The sequence below is a fragment of the uncultured Agrococcus sp. genome, from assembly GCF_945915485.1.
In the GTDB taxonomy this organism is placed as follows: Bacteria; Actinomycetota; Actinomycetes; order Actinomycetales; family Microbacteriaceae; genus Agrococcus.
This window is the reverse complement of the sequence record NZ_CAMEFJ010000026.1, coordinates 1-19,959: the sequence shown is the minus strand read 5'-3', so window position 1 is coordinate 19,959 and position 19,959 is coordinate 1. Positions and strand designations below refer to the sequence as shown.

Here is a 19,959-nt window from a genome sequence, read left to right as displayed (position 1 = left end):
CATGTCTCGGGATACAGGGCTCGTGCAGTCGGTTGATCGCGCCATCACCGTGCTGGAGATTCTCGCGCGCTCCGGCGCCTCGAGCGTCTCTGATCTGGCGCGGCGGCTCGACGTTCACAAATCCAGTGTCTCCCGCCTCCTCGCGACGCTTGAGCGACGCGGGATCGTCGAGCAGGAGACGGGAGGCGGCCGCTACGGCCTCGGGGCCGGCATCGTGCGACTTGCCCGTTCGGCACGCGACCAGTCCGATGTCGTGGCCGTTGCCAGGCCCGTCGCCGAACGGCTGAGCCGATTGACGGGCGAGACCGTGAACGTCTCCGTTATCGAGGGCAATGAGGTCGTCAACATCGAAGAGGTGAACCTCTCCGACAGTGTGCTCGGCGTCAGCTGGCTCGGGAGCCATACGCAGCTGCACAACACCGCCAACGGCAAGGTCTTCCTTGCCCACATGAGCCCTGCGCGGGCGAACGGCCTGCTCAGGGCGGAACTCACATCGGCGACCGAGCGCACGGTCACCGATCCGAAACTGCTGCGCGCGCAGCTGGATCTGATCCGAGAGCAGGGGCACGCCTGGCAGCGCGAAGAGCTCGAACCGGGCCTGACCGCAGTTGCCGCGCCAGTCTTCGATGCGTCAGGAGACACGCTCGCGGCGCTCTCGGTTGCCGGACCCAGCTTCCGGCTGACACCCGACCGCGAAGGCGAACTCACGAAACTCACGAAGAACGCCGCCGCCGATGTGTCCAGGAAGCTCGGCTGGCTGGAGGACGCGCGGGCCTCCTGAGCGCGTCTTCAGTGACCGGTGCCGAGTTGCGCCGCGATGCGCTGCGATGACTCGTGCAACCGCTGAGCGATCTCCTCCGGGCGCGGCAGCGTCTGCATCGCGAGCACGGCAAGCGCAGACCGCACGCCGCCGACGACCGGCAGCGAGACCGCAAGCGATGTCACGGTCGGAATGACTTCGTCGTGGCTCTCCGCCCAACCGCGCTCTCTCGCCAGTTGCACGTCGGTGAGCAGCGCATCCTGCACATCCACGGGCCAGGCGGCATCGGGCATCCCCGCCAGCACCGCCTTGCTGGGTGCGCCGACCGTGATGGGGTGCCGTGACCCGGGTCGTTGCGCGAGCGTGGCACCCGCGATGCGGGGCGCGGCGCTCACGAGCGTGACGAAATCACCGCCGTCGAGCATGCCGAAGAAACAGGTGAGTTCGAGTTCGTGAGCGAGTGCGTTGACCTCGGCCGCCGCAACCGACTGCAGGTCGCGATTGACGCCTGCCGCGAGCACCGTCATCTGCGGCCCGAGCACGCAGAGGCCCGCCGTATCGCGAATCACGAGGCGATGGTGCTCGAGCGTGCGTACGAGGCGATAGGCGACCGAGCGGTGCACGTCGAGCCCTGCGGCGATCTCGTCGATCGAGAGGGGGGCGCGTTCGCTGAGCAGCTCGAGGATGATGAGCCCGCGCGACAGGGTCTGGGATGCGGGGGCTGCGTTCACAGCGTGCTCCTTTGCTGAATTTCACGGTGTCGTTGCGCTCGCCATCGGCGTGCAATACGATGATATACGATATTAGAACAGTGTGTTCCATTATAGAACGTGAGTGGAGCACTTTCCAGGGATTCACGACAGCGGAGTCGAAGGGCAAACCATGCAGTTCCATCACGAAGGCTATGTCTCGGGCGAGCCCCGGGTGAAGGAGGCCAAGGGCCACGGCATCGATCGGGCAGTCGAGCTCCCCGACGAGATGGACGTGCTCATCGTCGGCAGCGGCCCCGCCGGCATGATCGCGGCAGCGCAGCTCTCGCAGTTCCCGAGCGTCAACGTTCGTATGATCGAACGCCGAGGCGGGCGCCTCGAGCTCGGCCAGGCGGACGGCATTCAGGCTCGTTCGGTCGAGACGTTCCAGGCGTTCGGGTTCGCCGAGCGCATCATCGCCGAGGCCTACCGCATCACCGAGATGGCTGTCTGGAACCCCGACCCCGACAACCGCGACGCCATCATCCGCACGGGCCGCACGCTGGATGACGAGGGCGGCAAGATCAGCGAATTCCCGCACCTGATCGTCAACCAGGCGCGCGTGCTCGATTACTTCGCAGAAGCGGCGCTGCGGGGCCCCGGTCGTGTAGAGCCCGACTTCGGCTGGGATTTCCAGACCCTCACCGTGCACGAAGACGGCGAGTACCCCGTCGAGGTCAGGCTGGTGGGAACAGCCGGTGAACAGGCCGGCACCGAGCGTACGGTGCGTGCGAAGTACGTCATCGGCTGCGACGGTGCGTCGAGCAGGGTGCGCAAGTCGATCGGTCGCAAGCTCGAAGGCGATGCTGCGAACCACGCGTGGGGTGTCATGGACGTCATCGTCAAGACCGACTTCCCCGATTGGCAGCTGAAGTCGACCATCCACTCGAAGCGCGGCTCGATTCTGCACATCCCGCGGGAGGGCGGTCACCTCGCACGCGTCTACGTCGACCTCGGCGAGGTGCCGGTCGATGACAATCGCGCAGTGCGCAATACGCCGCTCGAGGAGGTGATCCGCCGGGCGAACGAGATCCTGTCGCCGTACTCGATCGACGTCAAGCACGTCGCCTGGAACAGCATCTACGAAGTCGGCCACCGCGTCACCGACAAGTTCGACGACGTCGATGACGAATCGCGTACGCCTCGCGTTTTCGTCACGGGCGACGCCTGCCACACGCACTCCGCGAAGGCGGGGCAGGGCATGAACGTGTCGATGCAGGACGGCTGGAATATCGCGTGGAAGCTCGGCTTCGTCCTCGAGGGTCGGAGCCCCGCATCCCTGCTGCATACCTATTCGGGTGAGCGCCACGAGATCGCGCAGAACCTCATCGACTTCGATAGGCAGTGGTCGTCGATGATGGCCAAGAAGCCGGAGGAGTTCGAAAGCCCGGATGCCCTCGAGCGCTTCTACGAGGACACCTTCGAGTTCCCCGCCGGCTTCATGACGCAGTACAGGGAGTCGATGCTGACGGGCGATGACGCGCATCAGGATCTCGCAACCGGTTTCCCGGTCGGTAAGCGCTTCAAATCGGCGAAGACCGTCAAGCGCGGCGACAACAACCCCGTTCACCTCGGTCACCTGCACGAGGCCGACGGCCGCTGGCGTATCTACGTTTTCGCGGACCCTGCGGCTCCTGGCGAAGACTCGCCGACGCAGCGCCTCGGCGAGTGGCTCGGCAGCGACCCCGCGTCCCCGGTCGTGAAATTTACGCCCGCCGGCGGCGACGATGACGCGTGGTTCGACTCGAAGGTGATCTACCAGACCGATTACAGGCAGGTCGAGTTCGCAGACGTCCCCGGCGTCTTCTGGCCGGAGGTCGGCCCCTGGAAGGTCAATCGTTGGGACAAGGTCTTCGCGCACGGCCTCGGCCACGACATCTTCGCCGAGCGCGGCATCTCACGTGACGGCGCCGTCGTCATCGTGCGGCCCGACCACTACGTCGCGCAGGTGCTGCCGCTGGACGCAACCGACGAGATCGCAGCGTTCTTCGACGAGGTCTTCCTCGACCGCTAGCGCTGATCACCCGAAATAGTCGAAAGAATGCCCTTTGGGAGCCTCCTAAAGGGCATTCTCCCTCCCCAGGTTCTCTCGTGTTGGCTTCATCGAGCGCTCTAAGCGGTGCTATGCAGCGGGCTCAGCATCACGGCGGGACGCCTGCCACTGCAGCCAGAGCTGCTTCAGGTCGCGGGCGTCTTCGGCGAGCACCGAGATGCCGCGCTCTCCTGTGCGCCTGGTGCGCCCCCTGACGACCATGAGTCTGGTGCCGAACAGCAGCGGACCTGCCTGCTCTTGAGCGTCGTCGAAAAACGTGCAGTCGGCGATGCCTCGTCCGTCGTCGAGGCTGATGAAGACGACGCGTTTCCCGCTGCGCATCGGCGGTGTCTGCGTTGCGACGCGGATGCCCGCCACGATCACCTCGGACCCGTTGCGGAGGTCGATGAGTCGGTTCGCATCCGTGACGCCGAGCTCCTCCAGCAGCGGTCGGTACGAGTCGATCACGTGCCCTTCGATTTCGCTCGTGTAGACCTCGAGTTGCGTATCGATCCGTTCTTCTCGCGACGGTGGGGGCGTGCCGACCGGCAGGGGGTCGAGCTCCAGTGCGCTTTCATCCCCGTCGGTCTTTCGTTTCCGTGCCGTCAGCTGCCTCACGTAGGCGATCACGTCACCGCGCCTGCGTTGGGCGTCGTCAGTATCGAGGCCCTCGGAAACAAGCGCGTCGAAGGCTCCGATCGCCGCGAGCCGCTGCATGAGGGGGCGTGACGGGCGGGCGCGTTCGAAGAACTCCGCGACGGAACCGTAGTCGGCATCCGTGCGGGCTTCGATGATCCGACGAGTTTCCGCGCCGGTGATGCCGTGGATGTCGCGCAGCGCGAGGCGGATGCCGAGTTCGCGTTCTTCACCCGCACCGGTCCATTCGACGGCGTACGCGTCGGTCGAGCGATTGACATCGAGCGGCAGCAGCGGCACCCCGAGTCTGCGAGCCTCCGTCATGAGCAGTCTGCGCGGATACATGCCGGGGTCGTGCTCGAGCAGCCCGGCCATGAACTCCGCGGGATAGTGCGTCTTCAGCCATGCGGTCTGGTAGGTCGGCAGTGCGAATGCGGCACCGTGCGCCTTGCAGAATCCGAAGCTGCCGAAGCCGCGCAGCGTCGCCCAGATGCGGTCGATATCGCGATCGGAGAAAACACGTCGGCCGTGTTCGACGCGCTGCCGGGTACGCGAGCGGAATTCCCGCTCGATCGAGTCGACATCCTGCTCCATGCGGCGCCGCAGCTCGTCGGCGTCCGCGAGACTTATCCCCATGCACTCGTGCAGTATCCGCATCACGTGCTCGTGGTAGATCACGACGCTGTAGCTGTCCTCGAGAAACCATCGGAAGCGCGGATGCAGCGGATCGGGTGCCTGGAACCCCAGCTTCGTATCGACATACGGGCCGATCATGTTGCCCTTCATCGGCCCGGGACGGAACAGCGAGATATCGGCGATGAGATCCTCGTAGCGATCGGGCTGCATCTTGCCCACGAGCTCCCGTTGCCCCGGTGACTCGATCTGGAACATGCCGAGCGTATGCGTCGTGCGGATCGTCTCGAACGTCGGCTCGTCGTCGTGCGGCAGCGCGTCGACGTCGACTCGGCCGTCGGGGGAGATGTAGGGAGCATCCACCGGCAGCCCGCCGGCGCGTGCGGCACCCGGGCCGTGAGCGCGCTCGATCTCGCCGACGGCGTAGGCGATCGACGACTGCATGCGCACACCGAGCACATCGAGCTTCAGCAGGCCGAGGTCGTCGACGTCGTCCTTGTCGAACTGGCTCATCGGCAGCCCGATGCCGGTCGGCTGCACGGAGGTGACGCTCAACAGCTGATCATTGCTGAGGATCACGCCGCACGGATGCATCGAGATGTGCCGGGGTAGGCGATCGAGTCGTTCGGTGACGTCGACGAGCATGTCGACGCGCCTGTCGCTGCGGACGAGCTCGGCGATCTCGCGCAGCTCGGGCTTTCGGTCGAGCGAGTCGCGGAAATCGCGTGCATTGAATCGCCACAGATGCTTGGCGATGTGATCGACGCGCTCCGGGTCGATGCCGAGGGCAAGCCCGGCATCGCGGGATGCGCCTCTCGCTCGATAGCGGTTCTGCATCGACAGCAGTGTCACGCGGTTGTCGCCGTAGCGTTCGAAGATCGCTCGGTACACTTCGTGCCTGCGCGCCGACTCGACATCGATATCGATGTCGGGCAGCGTTGCTCGCTTATCTCCCAGAAACCGCTCGAACAGCAGATCGTGTTCGATCGGGTCGACGTTCGAGATACGCAGCAGGTAGTTCACGAGCGAGCCGGCACCCGAGCCGCGAGCCTGCACGCGTACACCGAGTGAACGGATGAGATCGACAACGTCGACGACCGTCAGAAAGAACGTCTGGAAGCCGAACTGCTCGATGGTGCGCAACTCGTCGTCCAAGCGTTCACGAACGTCGGTTTCGCCGCTCCGCCAGACCTGCGGATACCGTTCGGCGATAGCGCCTTCGCATCGTCGCCGAAGTGCCTGCAGCGGATCTCCGCGGATACCGAGCACCGTTGCCTCCGGCACTTTCGGCTGCCGCCATCCGACATCGGTGTCGGGGTCGAGCCGGCAGCGATCCGCGAGCCGTTCCGTGTCGGCCAGCAAGGCAGCGGTGTCATCACGACCGAGCCCTGCGTGTTCGACGATGTTCTGTGCGATCAGGTGCATTTTCGACGGTGGCTTGAACCACGCTTGCGCGTTCGGCTGCGGCTGGAACGTGCCGAGCGCGGCGAGCCGCCCGACCGCATCCAGCACATCGCCCGTCACCGCATCGTCCGGGGTCAGATAGCGGACGCGATTAGTGAGCACCGCCGGCACTCCGGATGCGCGCGCAAGCCGCAGCGTATCCGCTGCGTGCCCTATGCTCGCTTCTTTGCCGGGCTGGGTGTGATGGCAGACGACTTCGAGCGCGATACCGCCCGGCAGGAGTTGCTGCCAGCAATCGAGCAGCGTGCGTGCACGAGACGCGTCGCGGGAGAGTAACGCACGGCCGACATCGCTGCTGGGCCCGAGCAGCACAGTTGCCGTGGGAGGGCCTTCACCGTGCAGTAGCGCGCCGATCCGGCTCGGTGTGAGATTCGCGATGCGGTAGGCGGCGCCGTTCTGCGTCTTGACGGCTCGGCGAGGTGCTCCGTATGACGCGGAGACCGTGCGGGCAAGCGCGGCCCATCCCGCGCCGCCGATGTTCCCGTGGGCGAGCAGCGTGACATCGCTCACGCTTTCGCTTGCCCCTTCCTGCGAGCGAATCTGCAGTTCGGCACCGACGATCGGATCGATGTCCGCCGCCAGGCAGGCGCGGATGTGCCTGACAGCACCGTAGAGTCCGTCGCGGTCGGTAATCGCGGCTGCGTCCGCACCGGCAGCAGCAGCGGCTTCGACGAGCACCTCTGGTGTCGTCGTGCCGTGTCGTGCCGAGAACATGCTCGCGACGTGCAGGTGCGTGAACCGTTTAGTCATACACGCTGGTGACTCGCCACTTGCCATCCGGGTCTGCAGCGAGGTCGATCAGAAGGATTTCACCACCGTCGACGGCGCGGATCTGCACCTGCCACATGCGCTGCTCTATCGGCAGCGCAGCCGTGCGCGGCACTCGTTGCTCGAGCATCCACCATTCGATGCGATCGATCCAGGGGATGGGCTTCGAGTGCACGAGGAATCTACGCCCGCGCCAGACGAGTCGTTCGGGGGCTCCGGAAGTGGTCGTCCAGACGGATGCGGGCTCATCGGGGTCGAGCCCGGGCCGCCGAGAATCGATCATGTGTTCTACTGTCATGCCCACTGCCTCCGCATTTACTAGAACATTAGTGCTAATAAGAGTGTAGGAGTGACCTGCGACATTGCAACCTCGCACGGCGTGGCGGATGGTCGGCCGGATGCTTGCTTGGCCCGCCAGTCGGTGATCGGTCGGATGGTCGACTGCGGTCACCGGGTGCGCGAAAAACTGATCGATCACGAAAAACGGACGGCCCGGTCAGTGATTCGCTGCACTCGGTCGATGCGTCCGTTTTTCGCAACGCAGAGAGTCGAACAGCATTGTATTCTTGACTATAGTGTGCGTCACACAGTATTGTGTTGGGCATGAGCGAAGAGTTTGAAACCCATCTGCAGGAGCTGCGCCGCGGCACCGTCGTGCTCGCCTGCCTGCAGCTGCTGCGCACGGCAGGCTACGGCTACGGGCTCCTCGAGGCTCTTGAGCAGCGCGGATTCGCGACCGACGCGAACACGCTGTACCCGCTGCTGCGCCGCCTGGAGAAGCAGGGGTATCTCACGAGCGAGTGGAACACCGCCGAAACGCGTCCGCGCAAGTTCTACCGCACATCACCCGACGGGCAGCGGCTCGCCGACACGCTCACGGAGGAATGGGCCTCACTCACCGGCGCCATCGCCTCCCTCACAGACGACACCACCAGCACCGAGGAGCACTGACATGACCACCACGCTGACCGAAAGGTATATCGCTCAGGCCGTCAAGGGTCTTCCGCCAGAAACGCAAAATGATGTCCGGGCCGAGCTCGAGGCATCCATCGCCGACGCCATCGAGGCGCAGCTTGAGCAGGGGGAAGAGCACGGCGACGCCGAGCGTGCCGTGCTCACCGAACTCGGCGACCCTGGCGCGCTCGCGGCCGGTTACATCGATCGACCGCTGCAGCTGGTCGGCCCGAAGTACTACCTGACCTGGTGGCGGCTGCTGAAGCTGCTGCTCTGGATCGTGATTCCCTGCGTTGTCGGAGCCGTGGCGTTGGGGTTGGCGATCTCGGAAGCTTCGTTCGGCGAGATCATCGGCCAATCGATCGCCGCCGGCATCGCGGCATTCGTCCACCTGTGCTTCTGGGTGACGCTCGTCTTCGCGATTCTCGAACGAACCGGTGCGGACACCGGTGCGGAATGGGATGTCGACCAGCTGCCCGAACCGCAGTCGACGGGCACCGGCAGAGCCGACCTGATTGCAACGCTCATCTTCTTGGGCATCACGGTCGGTGCGTTGCTCTGGGACTACTTCATCGGTTTCATCCGTGTGGATGGCGAAGCGTTGTCCCTCATGAACCCGAGCCTTTGGCCGGCATGGATGACCGTGCTCTTCGTGATCTTCGCAATCGACATCGTGCTCGCCATCGCGATCTTCGTGAAGGGGCGCTGGACAACCGCTTTCGCGGTCGTGAACACCGCACTCGCCGTGTCGTTCGCCAGTTGGGGTCTCACGCTGTTGGGCCGCGAGCAGCTCGTGAACCCGGAGTGGCTCGACTTCGTGTTCCTGCAGAACGGCGTCGGTGAAGAAGTGCTGCGCATCCTGGCCGTTCTCCTCGGCTTCGGTATCGCCGGCTTCTCGCTGTGGAGCATTATCGATGGCTGGCTCAAGCGACGTAAGGATGCGCTGCGCTGAGCGCAAGAGTGTGTGCGCTCAGCAGTGAAGCAGTGCTCAGACCGGCCGCTCCTGCGTGCCACGTCACGGTGCCGGCGTCCTGTGTCCGTTAGTGTGAGGGGCAACTGTCGTGTCCGAAATCCGCTAGTGCCGGTCCCCGGCGGCAGGTACGCTGGCCAGCATGACGAACCTCGAAACCGGCGAACCGCAGTTCGCAGAACGCTACCGTGCGATCCACGCGCGGGACGCCAGGTTCGATGGACAGTTCTTCACAGCGGTGCTCACGACCGGCATCTACTGCAGGCCGTCCTGCCCGGCGCGCACGCCGAAACGCGAGAACGTGCGATTCTATTCGACCTCTGCCGCTGCGCATGAAGCGGGCTTCCGCGCCTGCAAACGCTGCCTGCCGGAGGCAGCTCCCGGCACACCGGAGTGGGATCTTCGGCAAGATCTTGCCAGCCGAGCCATGCGTCTCATCACCGACGGTGTCGTCGACCGAGAGGGTGTTGCCGGCCTTGCCGAGCGTCTCGGATACACGCCCAGACACGTGAACAGGCTGCTGATCGCCGAGCTGGGGGCAGGCCCCATCGCCCTGGCGAGAGCTCGTCGAGCACAGTCGGCCAGAGCGCTCCTGGTCGGCAGTGATCTCCCCGTTTCGCACGTGGCCTTCGCGGCCGGCTTCGGTTCCGTCCGCCAGTGCAACGACACCGTTCGTGCCGTTTTTGCCGCGAGCCCACTCGATATCAGAGCGCGGGCCCGCAATATGCAGAGCTTCACCGTGTCGGGGGATGGACGTTTGACGCTGACGCTCGATCTGCCGGTCCGGCAACCCTTCGATGCGCACGGCGTTTTCGCGTTCTTGGAGCAGCGAGTCGTCGAGGGCATTGAAGTCGCGGACCTCAGCAATGAACGCCGTTTGCGATACGCTCGCACGCTCCTGCTCCCGCACGGCCCCGCCGCCGCTCAGGTCGAAGCGCTGCGTCGCGGCGCCGAGTGGCACGTGACCGCTCGTCTCGAGCTCTCTTCGCTGGCGGATGTCGCTCCCGCCGTGGCGCGCATCCGCCGCCTGCTCGATCTCGACGCCGACCCCGGTGCGGTTGACGCCTCACTCGCGGCAGACCCCGTGCTCGCAACGTCGGTTGCAGAGACGCCGGGGATCCGTGTGCCCGGTGCCGTCGATGCGCACGAGATGGTTGTGCGGGCGATCGTCGGCCAGCAGATTTCGGTTGTCGCCGCTCACCGTCATCTGAGTCGCTTGGTCGAACACATCGGGCAGCCGTACACTTCGAGTTTCGAGGGGCTCACGAAGCTGTTCCCGGCACCCGGGCGGATCGCCGAGAGCGTCGCTGCTCCAGGGCCGGAAGAAACGCTGGACCCCGGTCGGCCGCTGCGGCTCCCGCGTGCATCCATCGCAGCGATCGTCGGGGCATCCGCAGCGTTCGCGGACGGCAGCATCGACGTGCACCTGGGACTCGACCCCGACGAGCTACGGCAGCGTTTGGCGCGGCTGTCGAGAATCGGCGACTGGACGGCCGCGTATATCTCCATGCGAGTGCTCGGTGACCCTGACGCGTGGATGGTCGGCGACGTCGCGCTCATCGCCGGAGCGAAGCGACTCGGCCTGCTCGACAACGAAACGGCGAAAACGGCGCAACACAGACGACTCGCCGAAATCGCGACCGCTTGGGCGCCATGGCGCTCGTACGCGGCGATGCACCTCTGGAAGGCTTCTAAGGAGACACCATGACCACGACCGTGACGACCAGCTTCGAGACCCCGCACGGACCCTTTACCGTGATTGCGCGCGAGGGCGTCGTGTTCGCCTCGGGATGGACGGGGAAAGCAGGCGAACTGCTGCCGCTCATACACCGCACGCTGCGACCCGAGGCGGATGCCGTCGAGCCCGTGCCGACGAACGATGAGCGCGTCCGTGCGATCGCGGACGCCGTCACGCAGTACTACGAAGGTGACTTCGAGGCGGCAGCGCGAGTGCCGGTGCAGCAGCATTCGGGGGAGTTCAGAATGCTGGCCTGGGATGCGCTGCGGCAGGTGACGCCGGGAGCGCCGATCACCTACACCGAGTTCGCGAACCGCGCCGGTCGCCCGGCAGCCGTACGTGCCGCGGCCTCCGCCTGCGCGATGAACGCCGCAGCATTGTTCGTGCCGTGCCACCGCATCCTGCGATCAGACGGGACGCTCGGGGGCTTCCGATACGGCACCGACATCAAGGATCGACTGTTGGCTCTCGAACGGCGGGGCTAGCGTCGTTCAGCCGTGTCGCCAGAATGTCATGTGGATGACTCCGCTCGGCGACGTCACGGACTCGATGCGGAAGCGCTGCTCGAGTTCTTCCAGGCCGTCCCAGAGACGCTCACCGCGGCCGAGGACGATCGGTACGACGACGATGTGCATCTCATCGATCAGATCGGCCTGCAGGAACTGCCTGATCGTGGAGGTGCCTCCGCCGATGCGGATGTCGCGCCCCTTGGCAAGCTCGCGTGCCTTCTCGAGCGCTTCGGCAGGCTCGGCATCGAGAAAGTGGAAGCTGGTGCCGCCTTCCATCTCCAGCGGTGGGCGAGGGTGGTGAGTCAGGACGATCACCGGGGTGTGGAAGGGAGGGGTGTCGCCCCACCAGCCACGCCATTCGTCGTTCGGCCATGGGCCCAGCTTGGGCGCGAACTTGTTGCGCCCCATGATCTCGACCCCTACTCCGGTGTTCCATCGGCTCGCGAAGGCCTCGTCGACACCGTTGGAGGCTTCCTGCTCGTCATGAAATCCCATCTGCTGAAAGGTGCGCGTCGGCAGGGCCCACTCGAGTAGGCGGGTGCCCGCATGCCCGAAAGGCGTCTCCAGCCGTTGCCCTTCGCCGACACCGAAACCGTCGAGCGAGACGGAGAAACTGTGCACGCGAACGCGTGCAGCGCGATCATGCGAAGTGGTGTCGGATGTTCCTTCGGCGAGTTCGGCAACGTAGGTCGCGAGATTGCCGAGGGTTTGCTTGCCGCCCTCGGTCGCGTGGTACTTCTCGACCGCTTCGTCGCGGAGTTCCTTGGTGGGGAAGACAGTGCGCATCACGACGCGGGTCGCGCTGTCTTCCTGCTCGAACGTCAGGATCGACTCGAACGTGCCCGGATCATCGCGGAACTCACCGTGCAGCAGCGTGATGCGTTCTGGAGGAACAATGGCCTGCCAGGTGATCCATTCCGGATAGTCGGTGCCGTCAGGCCCGTGCATGACGAAGTCCCAAACGCCGCCGGGGCGGAACTCGAATGACTTCGTCGTTGTCGAGAATCCGTTCGGGCCCCACCACTGCGCCAGGTGCCGCACCTCGGTGAACGCTTCGAAGACGAGTTCGCGAGGCGCATTGATGAGACGGGAGACCACGATCTCGCGGTCGGCCGTTGCCGGGTCGTGGCTAGCGTTCATTGTCATTCGATGACTCCTTTGTCGTTGTTCGTTGTAGCTCTTGCACGTAGTTGTCGAGTCGTTCGAAGCTCTCGCTCCAGAACTGTTCGAAGCCGCCCAGCCACTCGTGCACCGGTTGCAGGCCGCGGGCATCCAGGTCGTAGAGTCGTTGCTTTCCTGCTCCTCGCACCTGCACGAGCCCTACTTCCCGGAGCACTCGCAGGTGTTTCGACGCCTGTGGCTGGGTCATCTGCAAATCCCGGGCCAGTTCACCTGCCGGGCGTTCGCCGTTCTTGAGCAGCATCAGAATGTTCCGACGTTGCGGCTCGGCGATCGCGTTGAACGTGTCCGACGTTGTTGCTGCTCGTGCCATGTATCTATCATATGCCTATATAGGCAAATGTAAACCCCAAAATGCATGTTGAGCGAGACCGGATGAAGAGCGCTTGATCGTGCGCCGAGATTCGACGGCCCGCTAGGTAGGCTGGTGGCATGAAGCGCATGACGAAGGCCGTGGTTCCCGTAGCGGGGCTCGGCACCAGGTTCTTGCCCGCGACGAAGGCGCTCCCGAAGGAGATGCTCCCCGTCGTGGATAAACCGGCGATCCAATACGTCGTCGAGGAGGCGGTTCGCGCCGGGCTCGATGATGTGCTGATGGTGACCGGCCGCAACAAGAATGCGCTGGAGAATCATTTCGACCGTGCGACGGAGCTCGAAGCGACGCTCATCAGCAAGGGTGACACGCAGAAACTCGCGAAGGTGGAAGCGTCGACCGTGCTGGGTGAGATTCACTATATGCGGCAAGGCGACCCGCGCGGTCTCGGTCACGCAGTGCACCGTGCGAAACGGCACGTAGGGCAGGAGCCGTTCGCGGTGCTGCTGGGCGACGATCTGATCCATGAGAGCGACCTGCTCCTCGACCGCATGATCGCCGTCAACGCCGAGAAGCACACCTGCGTCGTCGCGCTGATGGAAGTCGACCCCTCGCAGACGCACATGTACGGCATCGCCACGGTCGAAGAGACCGGCGAGGACGACGTCGTCCTGATCAAGGATCTCGTGGAGAAACCCGACCCTGACGAAGCCCCGTCGAATCTCGCCATAATAGGCCGTTACGTGCTCGAGCCGGAGATCTTCCCGACCATCGAACACACCGCTCCGGGGCGGGGAGGAGAGATTCAGCTGACGGATGCGCTGGCGACGATGGCACGCGACCCCCGGCAGCGCGTGCACGGAGTGGTCTTCCGTGGACGGCGCTTCGATACCGGTGACAAGCTCAGCTACATCAAAGCGATCATCGAGATGGCATTCGAGCGCGAGGATCTCGGCGACGAGCTGCGCGCCTGGCTGCAGGAGCAGCTCGGCAGTTGACTAGTGCTCGAGCGGCCCCTGCATTTCGATCATGAGCTGCATGGCCGTGACGGTGTCGTTGATCTTCAGTGACTCGACGGTCCCGGGCCCACCGAGCGATCGCAGCGGAACGTAGGTGAACGACTTCCCGTACTCCGGCATCCCGTGGAGTTCGACGGCCTCCGGATACATCTCCCAATTCATCGCTTCGACAACCGAGTTGGCGCGAGGACGTTTGAGCTTCGCCACCACGTTCTTGACTTCGAAACCGGCCCCCGAAACCTCCTCGTCGCGAAACCGGAGGTTCGTCATCCCGATATTCGGCTCCCACGTGATGAGGTCGGTCATGGCCGTCGCGATAACGGGCACGGCTACGCCATCCGCTGTGACTTTGCCGATGCCCTCGACTCCCAGGGCATCGAGGTACTCGATCGGATCGATGACACGGAAGTATCCGTTGCCGAACGTGCCGTAGCCGTATTCTTGCCAGAGCTCGATGATGTCGGAGGGTATGCGCCCCTGGAACCTATCGATGACCTCAGCCTGAACGTCGCCTACTTTTTCGAAATCTGAGATCTCTACCATGCTCATGATTCTAGAACGGCAGGTCCGGAAGATCGAAGTAAACGTCGCTCAGATCCACGTTCGGATTGTTGGTGACGAAGTTGTTGTAGGCGGTTTCCAGCGCATCGATTCGGTGGCGCCACTGCGACCCGAGCGAAGAATTGACGTTGCCGTCCCCGAGTCCGGAGATATCGGTGACATCGCCTCCTGCGATGCCGTCCAAACGGTGCGTTGCAGCCTGCGTGCTCATCCAGTCGTCGAGCGCGCTATCAAGCTCCGGGAGTGCGTTGCCGTCGGCATCGAAGAACTCGGGATGCGAGTCGAAGAGTTCGTCCTCCATGCGGTTGCGCCAGTTCTGGCGTTCCGCTCGCTGGGCCGCTTCCGACGCGGACGGCCGCCCGTCCGCGTACGCGTCTCGGTTTCGTCGCCATGTCGCAAGGTCCATATTGCGAATGGCGTCCCACTGCTCGTTCAACTGCCGCCGGAATTCGCCAAGGTCGTGTCTCGAGTTGGGGGTGAACGGTCTGATGTCCGGCTTCGGATTATCGACATCGGGCTTGGGCCTGGGCGTGTTGCCGGCCATCTCGGAGTCGGTGCGCCGAGTCCGGTCGACGATGTCTCTCGTCTGGCGGGAGTTGTTCCCCATGTTCTCCGGCATCCCCTGGCGGAGGCGCCTGGCAGCGCTGAAGATAGCGCTCATAACCTCGTCTGCGTGCTTTGCGAGTTGCGCCATGACTCAGCCTCCCGTGATGATCTGTAGCGAGGACATCCGATCGAGATAGTCGTCCGTGACTCGTTCCTGATCCAGGCCGCTCGCATCGAGGTCGGATGCGACGAGCTCGAGCGCATCGAGATCGGCCTTGTACTCTCTCGGGTCGCCGATCATGCCCTGCGTGGTCGGTGCATCCAGCATTCGATCCACCAGCGTCATGAGCGTATTCGTCAACGGCTCGATGACCATCGGCAGAATCGCGGCGATCAACTGCTCGATCATGTAGTTCGTCGCGAAGGTGAGCGCCTTCTTCCTAGCGAAGATGATCGCAACATTGGCTGCAGCGCTGAGCCCCGCAGTCAGGAGCGCGGTCGCGGCTGCTGCAGCGAGTTGCGCAGCCGTGATCACGAGTTCGGCGATGACCTTCAGCTTCAACGCTTCGACCATGTCGGCGAAGAGTTCCATCGCCTCGGAAGCGGGTTCCAGCAGTTCGAACATCTTGGCGATATTGCCCTGGCTGTTTTCGTCCCAAGCGTCTGTAAAGGAGCGAGCGGTGCCCGCTTCGAGGCTGGCGTTCAGATCGCTGTTGATGATCGCATCGGCCTTCGCCATCGCGTCCTCGAGGTCGCCCTTGAAATCCCGGGTGAAGCCGGCTCCCCGACGCAGTTCGTCCTCATCGATTTCCGGCCAGTCGTAGCCGAGCATGTTGAGCACCCAGGCGAGCTCGCCCGGAAGATTGATCGCCACATCCGCTCCTTCCCGAGATGATCGTATGGAGGGAATCGCATCGTCGCAATGGGGAGAACTCCCCTTCGCGGCGTCAGTCGGTTTTCGCGCGCTTCTTGGCCTTGGCTTCCGCCTTCGCGGCGGCCTTGCGCTCGCGCTCGGTAACACGGTCAATGGCCTGCGCCGCCTTGGCCTGCGCAGCACGCAGGCGGCCCTCGGCTTCGCGCACAGACTTCAGCGCGTCGCGCACTTTGCCGTCTTTCGTCACCGCGGCCGGGAGGCCGTGATCACGCTCGAGGGCCCCGTCGACCCCTTCGCGCATCCAAGCCTCGATGCCGTCCAGGAACCTGTTGAAGCCGAAGAAGAACACCTGATCGCTGTCGTTCATGGGCTCGTCGAAGAGGCCCTCGGCGACGAGGGGAGCGAGCGTCGGGAAGCGATCCTCGGTGACCAGCTCAGGCAGTGCCGCGCGCACCGAATCGTGCACCGTGTCATGGCTGGCGAGCTGGAACATGCCGATGTAGCCCAGCAGCAGCATCGTCACCGTGAGCTTGAGATTCGCGGGGAGCGACAGGCTCCGCTGCGCGTGAATTCCGGCTTCGACGATCGCGATGCGGTTCGGTGTGCTGGGGGTCGAAGACGGGGGCATCGACGACAGCCACGGGTGCGCCCGGTAACCCGCGCGGACGATCGCGCCCCACTGCGTCAACTGCTCGCGCCACGAACCGTCGAACGTCCCCAGCGGCACATCCGAGGCGGCATCGAACATGAGCTGCAGCAGATCGTCTTTTCCGCTGACGTAGCGGTAGAGCGACATGGGCGTGAATCCCAGCTTCGTGGCCACCCGATTCATGGAGACCGCATCGAGCCCCTCCTCGTCGGCGATCTCGATCGCAACCTCGGTGATCCGCTCGAGCGTCAGCTCACGCTTCGGGCCGCGTTGCGGAGCCGCGGCAACGCCCCAGGAAGCGGCGATGCCGTGCGGGATGCGCTCGGCATCCTGGCCGGGCTCGATAGGGGAAGTCATCCCGGCGATTCTACCTTTCGTGCGGCGGATGTGCGCCACGGGTCTAGACGGTTTTTACGGGTCCAGAAGCCGTCCGCACCCGTAAAAACCGTCTCGAGCACGATGTTGAGTACCTTCCAGCACCGGCGACCGGGTCGGGATGCCGGCTTCCTGCAGCGCTTATCGGGGGAGTTCGATGGGAGCCGTCGGCGGCGGTTCGACGATGCCATCCGTCAGGTCCGGCTGATGACGGCGGAAGATGAACGCGATCAGCGCGCCAAGCGCAGCAGAAACGGCGCCGACGATGAGGCCGCCTCCCGCGCCCACGAAATCGATCATGATGCCGGCGAGCGCCGAACACAGCGCGACTCCGACGAGTTGGCCGGAGTTGACCCAGCCGTAGGCCTCCGGGGTGTCGGCGAACTTGACCGAGCCGGCGACGATCGCGCTGATGGCGGCGACGGCGGGGGCGCATCCGAATCCGGCGACGAACATCGCGGCCGAGAGCCCCCAGAACGTCATCACGAACGGGGCGGCGATGAAGCCAACCGCCATGATGACGCAGCGGATCGCGAGCGATCGTTTCGTGATCGTCCTGTGCCCGAACAGAACACCGCCGATGATCGAGCCGATCGCACTGATCGCCAGGATGATGCCGGCCTGCGGGCCGTCGTGCCCGTAGACGGCGACGACACCGGCTTCGGCTGCCGCGAAAGCACCGATGATCAAGAACCCGACGATCACGACCAGCAGCACCGGCCGCTTCTTCAGCACACCGCCCATCCGCTTGTTCGTCGGCGGGATGCGCAGATTGCCGACGCGGGGGAGTAGCGAGAACCACAGCCCGCCTCCCAGTTGCACGGCAACTGCGATCGAGAGGCCGATCAGGGTGTCGAAGGAGGTGGCGAGGAAGGTGATAGCGACGGGGCCGATAACCCAGACGAGTTCTTGCAGCGTCGCATCGAGCGCGAAGAGCGGCCCGAGCTGTCGTTGCGCGACCATTCTCGGATACAGCGTTCGTGCCGCCGGGGCGATGGGCGGCATCGTCAGACCTGCAGCGGCACCGAGCACGACATCGACCCAGAGCGGCACGTGGAGCACCGCGATACCGCACATCGCCAACGCGCTCAGCACCGTCGTGATGAGGAGCAACCGACGCGTGCCGAAACGCGACATCATGCGCGTTGTGACCGGGGTCGCGAGCGCTTGGCCGGCGGATAGCGCGGCCAGCACCAGGCCCGCAGCAGCGTACGACTCGAACTTCTGCTCGACGTGCAAGAGAATGCCAAGCGAATACATGCCGACGGGGAATCTGCCGACAAGCTGAGCCGTCATCGTGACGGCAACTCCCGGTGCTCTCAGCACCTCCCCATACGTACTCACGGGATCACTCTACTTCCCGCTGAGGCACTAGCGATACGGGTGATTTCGGCGAGTTTCTGTGGCTGTGCTTCGGAGAGATTACGCGTGAGATTCTGATGCCGTACGGGGTCGGTTTCGGGTCTGGGTCGGGCCCGAGTGTCGGGGATTCTGACATGCTGTGCCGAATGTATGTCTATCGGCCCGACATCCGGCACATTCCATACATTTGGCCCGCGTGCGTTGGAGGTGCCGGGTTGTGCACTGAGAGACGGCGTTTTTCGGCGCTTCTCGAGCTCATTGCCGTCTTTCGTGAACGATGGCTATCCGTGCCACAACTGCCGGTGCTGAGCGGTGATCGTGTCCCTGCAGCGTGCTGGCATTGACCAGCACGCACGATCGAGCGAGTGTGACGTCGATGTGTGCCGATGGAGCTTGCGGGCGTTGTTCCTTGAGTCGTGAGGCGATCCGGGTTGAGCGGCAGGGATGGGATGCCGGGGTCTGTTGATTGCGTGCGTTCACTTGCCGGGATGGCCGCTCATAGACCGTTTTGTACCGCTGTGACGGTCACGAGATGCGGCGTTTTTCGGGTTGTGCACTGAGATGCGGCGTTTTTCGCTGTTTCTTGAGCTCAGCGCCGTCTTTCGTGAACGACTCCTGCGCCTACCTCGGAAGCTCGATGGGCGCAGTGGGTGGTGGCTCGACGATGCCGTCGGTGAGGTCGGGTTGGGCGTCGCGGAAGACGAATGCTGTGACGGTCGCGAGCAGCGCTGCCGTGGCGCCGACGATGAGCCCGCCCGCGGGACCGATGACGTCGATGAGCACGCCGGCCAGCCCCGAGCAGAGGGCGACTCCCACGAGCTGGCCCGAATTCACCCAGCCGTATGACTCAGGGGTGTCGGCAAATTTCACCGAGCCGGCGATGATCGCGCTGATTGCTGCCAGCGCTGGCGCGCATCCGATGCTGGCGACGAACAGCGTCGCGGCAAGCCCCCAGAACGTCATGACCAGAGGAGCGGCGGCGAGGCCGAGCGCCAGGATGCCGCACCGAATCGCAAGCGAGCGCTTCGAGATCGTCCGGCTGCCGAAGATGAGGCCGCCGCAGATCGAACCGAGCGCGCCGATGGCCAGGATCCAGCCTGCCTCGGGCCCGTCGTGCCCGTAGACGGCGACGATGCCCGCTTCAGCACCCGCTAGGCCTCCGATGACCAGGAATCCGATGACCACGACGAGCCGCACCGGCCCCTTTTTCAGTACGGCGCCCATCCGCTTGTTCGTCGGCGGGATGCGCAGATTGCCGACGCGGGGCAGCAGTGCGAACCACACACTGCCCACCAGCTGTACGCTTGCCGCAACGGCGAGGGCGACCGTGGAGTTGACGCTGGTCACGAGGAAGGTGATGGCGACCGGCCCCATGATGAAGATGATCTCCTGCAGCATTGCGTCGAAGCTGAACAGCGGTGGCAGCTGACGTTGGGAGAGGAGCCTCGGATAGATCGTTCTGGCCGTCGGCCCGATCGGCGGCATGGCGAGGCCCGTTGTCGCCCCCAGCACGATGTACACCCACAGGGGTGCCGAGAGCAGGGCGATGCCGAACATCGACGAGACGCTGATCGTGGTCGTGATCAGCAGCAGCGTGCGTGTGCCGAGGCGTGACATGAGACGCGTCGTGAACGGCGTCGCGATCGCCTGGCCGCCGGAGAGCGCGGCGAGGACCACCCCGGCTGCAGCGTATGAATCGAATGCGTACTGGACGTGCAGTAGCAGTCCGATCGCGTACATGCCGATCGGAAACCTGCCGATCAACTGCGCTGCCAGTGTCGACGCCACTCCTGGCGTCTTCAGTACCTCTCCGTACGTGCTCATGTGCCCATCTCTTCGCTCGTGACCAAAGCCTGGCGCGCTGCGCC

18 protein-coding genes and 1 pseudogene are annotated in these 19,959 nt (G+C 64.5%); 7 read left to right on the top strand and 12 right to left on the bottom strand.

Annotated elements, in window-relative coordinates:
• The first annotated feature begins 1 nt into the window (after position 1).
• Positions 2-781, top strand: coding sequence for an IclR family transcriptional regulator (locus tag Q0O95_RS06400; protein ID WP_293696509.1), 780 nt, complete (start codon positions 2-4; stop codon positions 779-781).
• An 8-nt stretch (positions 782-789) separates the two neighbouring features.
• On the opposite strand, the gene Q0O95_RS06395 is transcribed toward Q0O95_RS06400, so the two are convergent.
• A complete protein-coding gene (locus Q0O95_RS06395) occupies positions 790-1,491 on the bottom strand; it encodes a helix-turn-helix domain-containing protein (RefSeq protein WP_293696507.1) in 702 nt (233 codons plus the stop codon).
• Between the two features lie 151 nt (positions 1,492-1,642).
• Here Q0O95_RS06395 and Q0O95_RS06390 point away from each other — a divergent pair, with 151 nt between their 5' ends.
• Positions 1,643-3,523, top strand: coding sequence for an FAD-binding monooxygenase (locus tag Q0O95_RS06390; protein WP_293696526.1), 1,881 nt, complete (start codon positions 1,643-1,645; stop codon positions 3,521-3,523).
• Positions 3,524-3,631: 108 nt separating this feature from the next.
• Here the strand turns inward: Q0O95_RS06390 and dnaE are convergent, their stop codons facing one another.
• Positions 3,632-7,024, bottom strand: coding sequence for a DNA polymerase III subunit alpha (gene dnaE, locus Q0O95_RS06385; protein WP_293696505.1), 3,393 nt, complete (start codon positions 7,022-7,024; stop codon positions 3,632-3,634).
• Positions 7,017-7,340, bottom strand: a complete 324-nt coding sequence (locus tag Q0O95_RS06380; protein ID WP_293696503.1) for a DUF6504 family protein — start codon at positions 7,338-7,340, stop codon at positions 7,017-7,019. Before Q0O95_RS06380 ends, dnaE begins: the two co-directional genes overlap by 8 nt.
• A 305-nt stretch (positions 7,341-7,645) precedes the next feature.
• Between Q0O95_RS06380 and Q0O95_RS06375 the strand changes: the two genes are divergently transcribed.
• The 4 genes from Q0O95_RS06375 to Q0O95_RS06360 all read left to right on the top strand — a co-directional run bounded on the left by Q0O95_RS06375 (position 7,646) and on the right by Q0O95_RS06360 (position 11,189).
• Positions 7,646-7,993 (top strand): helix-turn-helix transcriptional regulator, encoded by a 348-nt coding sequence (locus Q0O95_RS06375; protein ID WP_293696501.1) that lies wholly within the window; start codon positions 7,646-7,648, stop codon positions 7,991-7,993.
• 1 nt (position 7,994) lies between these two features.
• Positions 7,995-8,948, top strand: a complete 954-nt coding sequence (locus Q0O95_RS06370; RefSeq protein WP_293696500.1) for a permease prefix domain 1-containing protein — start codon at positions 7,995-7,997, stop codon at positions 8,946-8,948.
• 160 nt (positions 8,949-9,108) lie between these two features.
• Positions 9,109-10,674 carry an Ada metal-binding domain-containing protein gene (locus Q0O95_RS06365; RefSeq protein WP_293696499.1) on the top strand — a complete coding sequence of 522 codons (1,566 nt, stop codon included), beginning with the start codon at positions 9,109-9,111 and terminating at the stop codon, positions 10,672-10,674.
• Positions 10,671-11,189 carry a methylated-DNA--[protein]-cysteine S-methyltransferase gene (locus Q0O95_RS06360; RefSeq protein ID WP_293696497.1) on the top strand — a complete coding sequence of 173 codons (519 nt, stop codon included), beginning with the start codon at positions 10,671-10,673 and terminating at the stop codon, positions 11,187-11,189. The genes Q0O95_RS06365 and Q0O95_RS06360 overlap by 4 nt, the downstream gene beginning before the upstream one ends.
• A gap of 6 nt (positions 11,190-11,195) precedes the next feature.
• Here Q0O95_RS06360 and Q0O95_RS06355 read toward each other — a convergent pair whose 3' ends face one another.
• From Q0O95_RS06355 to Q0O95_RS06345, 3 genes and pseudogenes are all read right to left on the bottom strand, one after another.
• Entirely contained in the window at positions 11,196-11,834 is a 639-nt protein-coding gene (locus Q0O95_RS06355; protein WP_293696524.1) for a dihydrofolate reductase family protein, read from the bottom strand.
• A gap of 72 nt (positions 11,835-11,906) precedes the next feature.
• A pseudogene (locus Q0O95_RS06350) lies at positions 11,907-12,353 on the bottom strand (SRPBCC family protein); the annotation flags it as partial.
• A complete protein-coding gene (locus Q0O95_RS06345) occupies positions 12,343-12,705 on the bottom strand; it encodes a metalloregulator ArsR/SmtB family transcription factor (RefSeq protein WP_293696495.1) in 363 nt (120 codons plus the stop codon). The pseudogene Q0O95_RS06350 and the gene Q0O95_RS06345, both read right to left, overlap by 11 nt.
• A gap of 119 nt (positions 12,706-12,824) precedes the next feature.
• Between Q0O95_RS06345 and galU the strand changes: the two genes are divergently transcribed.
• On the top strand, positions 12,825-13,703 hold the full coding sequence (gene galU / locus Q0O95_RS06340; protein WP_293696493.1) for a UTP--glucose-1-phosphate uridylyltransferase GalU: 879 nt from the start codon (positions 12,825-12,827) through the stop codon (positions 13,701-13,703).
• Here galU and Q0O95_RS06335 read toward each other — a convergent pair whose 3' ends face one another.
• The 6 genes from Q0O95_RS06335 to Q0O95_RS06310 form a co-directional block, all read right to left on the bottom strand.
• Entirely contained in the window at positions 13,704-14,267 is a 564-nt protein-coding gene (locus Q0O95_RS06335; RefSeq protein WP_293696491.1) for a GAD-like domain-containing protein, read from the bottom strand.
• A gap of 10 nt (positions 14,268-14,277) precedes the next feature.
• Positions 14,278-14,979 carry a polymorphic toxin type 15 domain-containing protein gene (locus Q0O95_RS06330; RefSeq protein WP_293696489.1) on the bottom strand — a complete coding sequence of 234 codons (702 nt, stop codon included), beginning with the start codon at positions 14,977-14,979 and terminating at the stop codon, positions 14,278-14,280.
• 3 nt (positions 14,980-14,982) lie between these two features.
• Positions 14,983-15,705: a hypothetical protein gene (locus Q0O95_RS06325; protein ID WP_293696487.1), complete on the bottom strand. Its 723-nt coding sequence runs from the start codon at positions 15,703-15,705 to the stop codon at positions 14,983-14,985.
• A gap of 73 nt (positions 15,706-15,778) precedes the next feature.
• The gene (locus Q0O95_RS06320; RefSeq protein ID WP_293696485.1) at positions 15,779-16,711 is read right to left on the bottom strand and encodes a TetR/AcrR family transcriptional regulator; all 933 of its coding nucleotides are present in this window, start codon (positions 16,709-16,711) and stop codon (positions 15,779-15,781) included.
• A 159-nt stretch (positions 16,712-16,870) separates the two neighbouring features.
• Positions 16,871-18,073: an MFS transporter gene (locus Q0O95_RS06315; protein ID WP_293696484.1), complete on the bottom strand. Its 1,203-nt coding sequence runs from the start codon at positions 18,071-18,073 to the stop codon at positions 16,871-16,873.
• Positions 18,074-18,712: 639 nt separating this feature from the next.
• Positions 18,713-19,915 (bottom strand): MFS transporter, encoded by a 1,203-nt coding sequence (locus tag Q0O95_RS06310; RefSeq protein WP_293696483.1) that lies wholly within the window; start codon positions 19,913-19,915, stop codon positions 18,713-18,715.
• Positions 19,916-19,959: the final 44 nt, after the last annotated feature.

Excerpts from the sequence above, each read along its gene's own strand:
- Q0O95_RS06335 (WP_293696491.1), bottom strand. The coding sequence starts at position 14,267 with ATGGTAGAGATCTCAGATTTCGAAAAAGTAGGCGACGTTCAGGCTGAG.
- Q0O95_RS06400 (WP_293696509.1), top strand. The coding sequence starts at position 2 with ATGTCTCGGGATACAGGGCTCGTGCAGTCGGTTGATCGCGCCATCACC.
- Q0O95_RS06310 (WP_293696483.1), bottom strand. The coding sequence starts at position 19,915 with ATGAGCACGTACGGAGAGGTACTGAAGACGCCAGGAGTGGCGTCGACA.
- Q0O95_RS06365 (WP_293696499.1), top strand. The coding sequence starts at position 9,109 with ATGACGAACCTCGAAACCGGCGAACCGCAGTTCGCAGAACGCTACCGT.
- dnaE (WP_293696505.1), bottom strand. The coding sequence starts at position 7,024 with ATGACTAAACGGTTCACGCACCTGCACGTCGCGAGCATGTTCTCGGCA.
- Q0O95_RS06360 (WP_293696497.1), top strand. The coding sequence starts at position 10,671 with ATGACCACGACCGTGACGACCAGCTTCGAGACCCCGCACGGACCCTTT.
- Q0O95_RS06330 (WP_293696489.1), bottom strand. The coding sequence starts at position 14,979 with ATGGCGCAACTCGCAAAGCACGCAGACGAGGTTATGAGCGCTATCTTC.
- Q0O95_RS06380 (WP_293696503.1), bottom strand. The coding sequence starts at position 7,340 with ATGACAGTAGAACACATGATCGATTCTCGGCGGCCCGGGCTCGACCCC.
- Q0O95_RS06370 (WP_293696500.1), top strand. The coding sequence starts at position 7,995 with ATGACCACCACGCTGACCGAAAGGTATATCGCTCAGGCCGTCAAGGGT.
- Q0O95_RS06390 (WP_293696526.1), top strand. The coding sequence starts at position 1,643 with ATGCAGTTCCATCACGAAGGCTATGTCTCGGGCGAGCCCCGGGTGAAG.
- Q0O95_RS06345 (WP_293696495.1), bottom strand. The coding sequence starts at position 12,705 with ATGGCACGAGCAGCAACAACGTCGGACACGTTCAACGCGATCGCCGAG.
- galU (WP_293696493.1), top strand. The coding sequence starts at position 12,825 with ATGAAGCGCATGACGAAGGCCGTGGTTCCCGTAGCGGGGCTCGGCACC.
- Q0O95_RS06320 (WP_293696485.1), bottom strand. The coding sequence starts at position 16,711 with ATGACTTCCCCTATCGAGCCCGGCCAGGATGCCGAGCGCATCCCGCAC.
- Q0O95_RS06375 (WP_293696501.1), top strand. The coding sequence starts at position 7,646 with ATGAGCGAAGAGTTTGAAACCCATCTGCAGGAGCTGCGCCGCGGCACC.